Annotated in this window: 7 protein-coding genes and 1 pseudogene; all 8 read right to left on the reverse strand. The window is 65.4% G+C overall.

Annotated elements, in window-relative coordinates; all coding sequences use genetic code 11:
• Nucleotides 1–444 (reverse strand): phage virion morphogenesis protein (locus AUJ55_05500; protein OIO58123.1); only part of this gene is annotated, 444 nt, incomplete at its 3' end.
• A 138-nt stretch (nt 445–582) separates the two neighbouring features.
• Entirely contained in the window at nt 583–1,833 is a 1,251-nt protein-coding gene (locus tag AUJ55_05505) for a hypothetical protein (protein ID OIO58124.1), read from the reverse strand.
• Nucleotides 1,787–3,286: a hypothetical protein gene (locus AUJ55_05510; protein OIO58125.1), complete on the reverse strand. Its 1,500-nt coding sequence runs from the start codon at nt 3,284–3,286 to the stop codon at nt 1,787–1,789. The genes AUJ55_05505 and AUJ55_05510 overlap by 47 nt, the downstream gene beginning before the upstream one ends.
• A gap of 113 nt (nt 3,287–3,399) precedes the next feature.
• Nucleotides 3,400–4,758: pseudogene (locus AUJ55_05515) on the reverse strand (hypothetical protein).
• Nucleotides 4,758–5,330 (reverse strand): hypothetical protein, encoded by a 573-nt coding sequence (locus AUJ55_05520; GenBank protein ID OIO58126.1) that lies wholly within the window; start codon nt 5,328–5,330, stop codon nt 4,758–4,760. Before AUJ55_05520 ends, AUJ55_05515 begins: the two are co-directional and overlap by 1 nt.
• A 136-nt stretch (nt 5,331–5,466) precedes the next feature.
• Nucleotides 5,467–5,769, reverse strand: a complete 303-nt coding sequence (locus AUJ55_05525; protein ID OIO58127.1) for a hypothetical protein — start codon at nt 5,767–5,769, stop codon at nt 5,467–5,469.
• A complete protein-coding gene (locus AUJ55_05530; GenBank protein ID OIO58128.1) occupies nt 5,766–6,110 on the reverse strand; it encodes a hypothetical protein in 345 nt (114 codons plus the stop codon). Before AUJ55_05530 ends, AUJ55_05525 begins: the two co-directional genes overlap by 4 nt.
• Complete coding sequence (locus AUJ55_05535) at nt 6,107–6,361, reverse strand: hypothetical protein (GenBank protein ID OIO58129.1); 255 nt, start codon at nt 6,359–6,361, stop codon at nt 6,107–6,109. Before AUJ55_05535 ends, AUJ55_05530 begins: the two co-directional genes overlap by 4 nt.
• Between the last annotated feature and the right edge of the window lie 83 nt (nt 6,362–6,444).

The raw sequence follows: 6,444 nt of genomic DNA on the forward strand, positions 1-6,444 counted from the left end.
ACCCCCCATCGCCAACGCCAGGTGATCCTGGAAGACCTCGAAAATCCGCTCCTCGTCCTCGTCGTTGACCCCCAAGAAGGGGCGCTCGGGGATGCCCCGGCTGTCGTCGCCGAACTGGTGGGTGGCGGCCTGGATCTTGTTGGTCCCCAAAGCCATCCCCGAGCCGTCGGCTGTGTAGCTGAACGAGTCGCGCATAAAACCATCGAGGACCAAGATCGGCAGCCCGGCGGGCTTGCGGCGTAGGGTGGACTCAGCCAGATCGAGCCAGGGGCGTCCCTCGGGGTCGACCTGCTGGTCGTACCGCTCCAGGGTGCGATTGAGCATCACCTCGCCGACATCGAGCCAGGCGGCGGCGGGATCACCGCCGAACTCGATCAGCCGCTGAAGGGTGCGCAACACCTGCTGGTTGCCGTAGGGGGTTGCCTGGGCGAAGGCTCCGGCCATGGGGGACTCCTGGGGGGAACTTGCCCCGTTCGGGGTGATCATTGTACGCTGCTGGTCTCGGGCGAGGCGGCGCCGGGATCACCCCCTTAAGGCGTCGCCATCATCGTCCGCCCGCCCAGGTGATTGGGAGCGAGGGCCCTACCTTCCGTACAGCAGCACCCCCTCCCGTTGTTTTTCCACGTACTTCAGATCCTTGCTCGGGATCGCCGTCCAAGATTCGAGCGCGCCGTTACGCGCATCGAACACCACCAGCAACGACCGCGTACTGTCGAGCCTGACCACCTTCATCGCCCTCACCCGCAGCACAACCCGGCCGGTGCCCTTGTGGCGCTGGAACGAGCCCCATACTTCATAGGGGTCGCTCAAGGCGTCGATCAGCGCGGGCAGGAACGGGGTGCGACTCAACGCCAGGTGATCGGCCAATACCTGGGCGTTGACCACTACCGGCACAACACCACCCAGGTTGAACACCTTCTCGGGCACATGGCCCAGCAGCGTCTCTATCTGCTGGCGCGACTCCTCCGCCGTGGCTGCCTTCTTCACCAACTTGGCGGTCGTTGCATCCACCGGCATCCGCTCGGACCGTCCGTAGTCGGCAGGCTTGCCCGGCGACAGCACTTCCCAGGCATCCCCCTTCATGGCCCGCCATTCCTCCATGACCTTTTGCGCGACCGGCTGCCCCCACGCCGTCTTGCCGACGTTGTAATCCCAGCCTGGATCGATCCCCTTGTCTTTGACCTCAACCGGCCCTCGTGTGCCGATGTCCACCGTGCGAGGCTCCTCCTTGGGGGCCTCGTCGGGGCCCTCCTTGCCCAGTCGCTCCAGGTCGCGTTGGCTCAGGGTGCGCACCGAACAGCGACAACCCCAGCCGTTGGGGGGGAAGTGGACGTCCCACCAAGTATCGTCCCAACGCAGCACCAGGCCGTTCCAGCCTTCGTGTGCGGGACGGGGATAGCGCACCGACTCGCTGTGTTGGTACTGCCAGAAGGGGCGGGTCTTGGCGACCGCCGTCATCTGTTTGTAGCGACCGGCCTGGTAGCTGGTGCGCAGGTTCGTGCCATAGATGGTCTTGGCCCGCCAACCCTCGCCGCCGTTGTAACTCCAGCCGTGTTTGGCTGCGGCGGCGCGGAAGCCCTTGCGAAACTCTTGCAGGGATGTTCCCTTGGCGATGGCGTCGTCGACCAAGCCGCGCAGGTCACTCAGCAGCGCCTCGCGGGTCGCTCCGGCCACCACGAAGGCGCGGGCGTGCATCCCCTGCCAGAGGTCGGTCCACGCCTTGGTGGGCAGGTTGACCTTGTCCCTAAAAAAGTCGATCTGCTCCTTGAAGGGGAGCGAGCCGTATTCAGCCCCCACCAGCCTGCTCCAAGATGTCGGACCGACCCCGCAAATGGGCGGCCGCCATCGCCTCGGCCATCGCCTGGCTCATCCCCTCCACACTCATGTTGGGCAGCCTCGCCAGCAACAGGGTGGGGATCTGATCCAGACTCTCGGCATGGTCGAGCACATCGTCGATTTCCTTCTCGAACCACGCCTGAATCTGCGTGTTGATCTGCTCTTGCAGGGCGGCATCGATGCCAGCGATGGGGTCGTCCTGCCCCTCGGCAAAGGCGGGCGCACCCGGGTCGCCTCCGCCGTCGGGTTGTGCCGGCACAAGGGGGGCGGGGGGCGGAGCCGGGGTGTTTTCGACCACCTCCCACTCGCCGCCGAAGGTGTCGTGAACGTGCTTGAGGCTCGGCCTAAACCCGACCTGGACCAGGTTCTTGGCCACCTCGGACTCGGCCTTGGCGTCGACCTGATCGCCGATGCGGCGGAAGAGTTTTGGGGTCGCGGCGCCGGGAAAATTCCACTCGGTGAGCCATTTGGCCACCGTGGCGTTGAACGATCCGTCGAGCAGGTCGGCATCGGCCTGTACCAGGTCGTCGCGCACCTCCATGGCGTTGTCCTCACCCCCCAGCTTGCCGGGGGTCGAGCTGCTGCTCCCCTCATGACCCAGTACGACCCTCGCAATCGCGGCGTCCATGCGGTCGTAGAGGGTGGCGTAATCGGCGGTGCCGGAGCGAGCCGCTTCGAGCAGCTCGATCAGCATTCCGTCTGGGATGAGGATGCCGGAATCGGACTGGATCGCCGCCAGAGCCGCCAGCATTCGGGCTTTTTCTTCTGGGGTTGGGGTGCCCTTGTACTTGCCGACCCCGGTCGGCATGCCGAATTTGTCGAGAAATTGCAGCCACAGCTTCATGCCGTTGCGCTTGAAGAAGGCGGGCCAATAGAGCCAGTGGCCCAGACCCAGGCCACAGGGCTCGTCGTCGTTGTCCGAGCCCACTTCCCAGGTCCAGAACTTGCGGGGCGGCATCAATTCGCCCATGGGGTTGGAGGTCGTGCGTAGCAGCAGCTCCCCCCTGGGCGACCAGGCAAAACGACGGGCCTTGCGTACCTTGATGTCGTCCAGGGTGACGAAGCGACCGTCGCGCCGCCACAGGCACTCGGCCACCCCGTACCCGTACATCAGACCGTAAAGCATCTTTCCGCACTTTTGGTCCCACTGGAGGGCAGAAATCTGCTCCTTGAGGTGTTTGGCGGCCGCCTTGTCGAGGGCCCGCGAGCCGCCGGGCTCGATGTCCCACTCCTTGCCAATCAACGCCAAGCGGCGCTGTTGCAGGGTCGAGCCGATCTTGTCGTCGCGCAGCAACTCCTCGTAGACGGTGAGGTCGCCGCCCTGCGTTCGTAGCACCGAGTCGCTGCTGGATAGGTACGGCAAGGCGTCGACGTAGCCACGGGTGATGTCGCGGCCGTCGTTGGTGGTGGCGATCTCGGTGAAATCCGGCTTGGCGGCTTCTGCGTTCATCAGAATCCTCCCAGGTTCACGCGACCGGCTACCGTGCCGAAGCCGGTGTCGGTGAAGCGGCGCGCGGAGATGCGGTCATCCATCGTCAGGTTGGCGGATACACGGGGTCCGGTGCTGGCAAACTCGATGGGGGCAGCAGGGGTAGCCGCTGCATGAATCGCCAGCCCCAACGACCAAAAGCGGTCGGCGTGGCCGTCCTTGGTGCGCTCGGCGGTGAAGCGCACATTTCCGGCGCTGGTGGTCTGCTTGGTCACCATGCGCAGGTCGGAGCGGATCACCCCGTCTTGAGGCAGGCGCAGGGTGCGATCTTCGAGGCGCCCCCTGATCGGATAGGCCAACGCCTCCTTCACCCGTGGGGTGAAGGTCACGTTCTCGATGCGGTAGCTGCCGAACTGAGCCAGGGCGTCGTCGCCCCAGCCGATGCCCAGGCCGGTATAGTCGATGCATACCCGGCTCATGCAGGCCAGCCACGGCCACACAATGCGCTCCTGGTCGGGTTTGCTCATCCGCGCCAAGGCGATCACCTTGCGGGTGTAGAGCACGTCCCCCAGCCGCTCGACCACCCACAGCACCGTCAGGTCGCGGTGACGGCCGATGTCGAGCCCTGCGTACAGCTCGCGGCGCTCGCTGCGCGCCTGCTCCAGGGTGATCTCCCAATCCTCTCCGGCGCGGTACTCCCCCGAGGCGATCAGGTCGTATTCCAAGAAGGCCGCATCGTCGTCGGCGGGCTGGCACATGTACTCTTGCAGGAAGCTCTCTTCGTCGGCACAGCCGGAGCGGACCCAATCGAAGTATTCGGCCTCGTCCATGTCTTGCTGTTCGACGTCGGGGGCTAGTGCCTGTTGCAGCTTGTACAAAAACCCCTGTTCCAGTACCTGCTGAAGGTTGATGCTGTGCAGGCTGATCCCCTTGGGGTTCCCCTTTTCGCGCACCTCGCGGATCAGCTGATTGAAAAAGTTGTGGGTGCCCCGGTGGGTGCTGAAGACCTCAAGCGATCCGCCCCAGGTGATGCCGGGGTAGGCGATGGACCACAGCTTGCGGGGGTCGGGATGCAGGGCAAACTCATCGAGCACCCGCCCCCCCCGCTTGCCCGCCTGGGCGTCGGGGTTGCTGCTCATCGAATGGATGCGCTTGCCGTTGGCGAAGCGCAAGACGTAGGCCGATAGGTTTTGCTTGGGGTCGAGCACCACCTCGCCTTCATCCTCGGCCGCCAAGTCGATGACCTTTGCCCACAGCTTGCAGTCCTCGATGAACAGCTTGGCCTGCATTTCGTCGCGGCTGCTCACCCACTGGTCGAACTTGGCGTCGGCTCGCCCGGTACGCTCGGCGCAGGTGTACCCGGCAGACCAAGACCACCCCACCTGACGCGGCTTTTCTGCCAGCTTCAGGCGGCTGGTGTCTTTGATCCACGCCGCCTGATAGGGCAGGAATATGGCGTCTGGGTTGGCCGGTAAGATCCTGGCTCGCCCCATCAGAGCACCCCGAGTTCCCGGCGCACCTTTTCGACCAACGACAGCGACGCCCCCGCCGCCTTGGCTTCGCGCTCGAAGATGTCGGCCGCCTCAATTTGCGCCTGCTTGCGGGCCTCCTCCCGGATCGCCTTTTCCCGCTTGATCGACTCCGAGGCCGACCGCTCCAGGCGCTGTATCGTCAGGCTCAGGTTGTTGAGTTGCTCGATCAGGGGGCCGACGGTCTCTTCGGTCATCTCGACATCTTGCAGCCGCTGCATCACCTCGAAGGTGGTGGTCATCGCCATCTCGGTGGTCAGTCGCCCCACGTCGCTGGAGCGGTCCACCCCCAGCCGTTCGACCCACATCTGGGCGATTTCGCGGCTCTGGCGCACCCGCGCCCCCACCTCCTCCATGCGTTGGGCGTAGCGGTTCAGGCCGGATCGGCTGACTCGCAGCTCGTACCCCCCGCTATGCAGCAGGGTGTTCAGGCGGTCGAGTGCCTGCGTCTGGGTCACCTCGGGGGAGCGCAGCCAGGCGTGCAACGCCTCGCGAATTTCGGCGGGCAGCAGGTCGATGTTGCTGGGGCGACTCATCCGGCAATCCAGGTCGACAGCCGAATCCACAGGGTTGCCCCAATGGATACCCCGAACCCGAGCGGAATGCCGATGAAGACCAGCTCCGCGTCTTTCATCGCCGATACGGCCATTTTCGCCAGGATTTTGCGCAGCATCACAGCTCCCCCGGTCCAGGGCGACGCACCCCCTCGACCCGAGCCCGCCCCTGGGCCACATCCAGCCCCCGTTGGGTCAGTTGAGCCACCCGGTAGGGGCCCACCGGCTGCACAGTGACCAGCCCGACCTCCTCCAGCCAGCCCAGCTCGGCCCGCACCCGGTCATTCGACAGGTCGTGACCGAGCAGGCGCAGCCCTTGGCCCAACACGGTGTCGTTGACAGCGTAGTCGCTATCCTGCGCCAGCAGGCGCAGCAGTTGCAGGCGGATGTCCTGGCCGACCAGGTCGGCGTAATCGCTCATTTATTATTCCCCCCGTTCAGCAGGTGTTCCTGAATCAGTCGCAGGGTGTGGGTCGACTCCTGGGCCGACCCCCGCAGGGCGCTCAGGTCTTGACCGATCTGGTCGATCCTCTGGCGGATTCGCCCAAGATCCTGGTGGGTGGGGGTGGCAGCCAGCACCTCCTCCACCCGAATCATCTGCCGCTCCTGGTCGTCCAGGCGCACATCGAGCGCTGTCTCCATGGCATCGATTCGGTCGTCGGTAGCCCGTCCCCGTGTAGCCAGCCAGGTGTAAAGGGCGCTGCCCCCTGCGGCCAGCAGCGCCACAAAGTCAAGCCAGAACTTGGCTGCGTCGTAGTTCACCGCCCCCGCTCCTCCATTTTCCGATCCAACCCGCGACGCCGAGCCTCCCGCTCCAAGTCCTGCTGGCATTCGATGCAGCGGCGGGCGACGGGGAAGGCCGCCAGCCGCCCCGATGCGATGGGGTCGCCGCAGGCGACGCAGACCCCCGGAGTGAGGGGCTCCTTACAGACGGCTCGCAACTGATGGCGGCGCAGGGCGACGGCGCGATACCGCTCCTCGGCCTCTTGGGCCAGGTCGATGGGGTCACTCATCGTTACCCCCCTTTTTGCGCCCTTGCACGGCCCCGGCCAAGGCCGGGGCGGCCTTCTCAACCGAACGCCCGATCACATATCCG

This window comes from Proteobacteria bacterium CG1_02_64_396 (genome assembly GCA_001872725.1).
Classification (GTDB): domain Bacteria; phylum Pseudomonadota; class MNWR01; order CG1-02-64-396; family CG1-02-64-396; genus CG1-02-64-396.

What these genes read in the sequence shown, in the direction of transcription:
- AUJ55_05535 (OIO58129.1), bottom strand. Translation starts at nt 6,361, where the DNA reads ATGAGTGACCCCATCGACCTGGCCCAAGAGGCCGAGGAGCGGTATCGC.
- AUJ55_05520 (OIO58126.1), bottom strand. Translation starts at nt 5,330, where the DNA reads ATGAGTCGCCCCAGCAACATCGACCTGCTGCCCGCCGAAATTCGCGAG.
- AUJ55_05510 (OIO58125.1), bottom strand. Translation starts at nt 3,286, where the DNA reads ATGAACGCAGAAGCCGCCAAGCCGGATTTCACCGAGATCGCCACCACC.
- AUJ55_05525 (OIO58127.1), bottom strand. Translation starts at nt 5,769, where the DNA reads ATGAGCGATTACGCCGACCTGGTCGGCCAGGACATCCGCCTGCAACTG.